This is a genomic window from Azospirillum formosense, assembly GCF_013340925.1.
GTDB lineage: Bacteria > Pseudomonadota > Alphaproteobacteria > Azospirillales > Azospirillaceae > Azospirillum > Azospirillum formosense.
In genome coordinates this window covers 1-1289 of sequence record NZ_WHOR01000501.1, presented here as the reverse complement: position 1 = coordinate 1289, position 1289 = coordinate 1, and the positions used below count along the sequence as shown (strand labels likewise).

At 70.2% G+C, this 1289-nt stretch carries 2 protein-coding genes; both read left to right on the top strand.

Annotation, left to right across the window (positions count from 1 at the left end; genetic code table 11):
- A partial coding sequence (locus GBZ26_RS29405) for an NUDIX domain-containing protein (protein WP_425599376.1) occupies window positions 1-601 on the top strand: 601 nt, incomplete at its 5' end.
- Between the two features lie 11 nt (window positions 602-612).
- Window positions 613-1233 carry a 3'-5' exonuclease gene (locus tag GBZ26_RS29400; protein WP_174441806.1) on the top strand — a complete coding sequence of 207 codons (621 nt, stop codon included), beginning with the start codon at window positions 613-615 and terminating at the stop codon, window positions 1231-1233.
- Window positions 1234-1289: the final 56 nt, after the last annotated feature.

Below are 1289 nucleotides of genomic sequence, written 5' to 3'. Positions count from 1 at the left end.
GAGCACCGGCGTGCCGCATAAGACCGGCAACCCCTGGACCGTCCTGACGACCAAGCCGATCTACGAGAATCCGTGGATGCGAGTGGTGGAGCACGACGTGCTGACCCCGCTCGGCAACCCCGGCATCTACGGCGTCATGCACGCCCAGAATCTGGCGACCGGGGTGGTTCCCATCGACGACCAGGGCCGCGTCACGCTGGTCGGCCAGTACCGCTTCCCCTTGGAGCAGTACAGTTGGGAGATCCCGGAAGGCGGCGGCAAGAAGGGCGTCGAACCGGTGGAGTCGGCCAGGCGCGAGCTGTTGGAGGAGACCGGCCAGACGGCCCGCCACTGGCTGCCGATCCTGACCATGCACCTGTCCAACAGCATCACCGACGAGACCGCCCACTGCTTTCTCGCCTGGGGGATCGAGCAGGGGCAGGCCGAACCGGAGGAGACGGAGGTCCTGCAGCTGCGCCACGTCCCCTTCGCCGAGGCCTACGCCATGGTCAAGCGCGGGGAGATCACCGACGCCATCGCGGTGGCCTGCCTGCTGCGGGTCCGCCTGATGGCGCTCGACGGCGACCTGCCCAAGGACGTCACCCGGCTGATCCTGGGTTGAGGAAAGAGGTTATGCAGGCCGTCGCCATCGACTTCGAAACCGCCAACGAATCGCGGACCAGCGCCTGCTCCATCGGCGTCGCCTGGATCGAGGACGGGCGCGTGGTGGAGACCGAGGAGCATCTGATCCGCCCGCGGGAGATGCGCTTCAACCCCTTCAACACCGCCGTCCACGGCCTTCGGGCGGAGGATGTCGCCGGCGCGCCGGAATTCCCGGAGGTCTGGCACCGCTTCGCCCGGCGGCTGGAAGGCCGTCTGGTGCTGGCCCACAACGCTTCCTTCGACATCAGCGTGCTGCGCCACACGCTGGACGACTACGGCTTGGCCTGGCCGGCCTGCAGCTACCTCTGCACCGTGGTGCTGGCGCGCAAGGCGTGGCCGCAACTGGCCGCGCACAAACTGAATTACCTGGCCGACCACCTGGGCATCGCGCTCGACCACCATCGCGCCGGCAGCGACGCCGAGGCCTGTGGCCGCATCGCGCTCGCCGCCACCCGCGTGCTGGGGCTGGAGCGTCTGGCCGACATCGCCGCGGCCACCGGGATCACGCTGGGGCGCTTGACGCCGGGCGCCTACAGCCCCTGCAAGGGCGGCAACCCGCCGCGGCGGCGCAGGCGGGGGCCGGAGCGCTAGGGGGGAGAGGCTGGGGGCAAGCGCGGCGCGCGCGAGCGCGGTACGGGAACGAGCCC

Bases quoted from the DNA above. Each gene is read 5' to 3' on its own strand.
- GBZ26_RS29400 (WP_174441806.1), top strand. From the start codon at position 613: ATGCAGGCCGTCGCCATCGACTTCGAAACCGCCAACGAATCGCGGACC.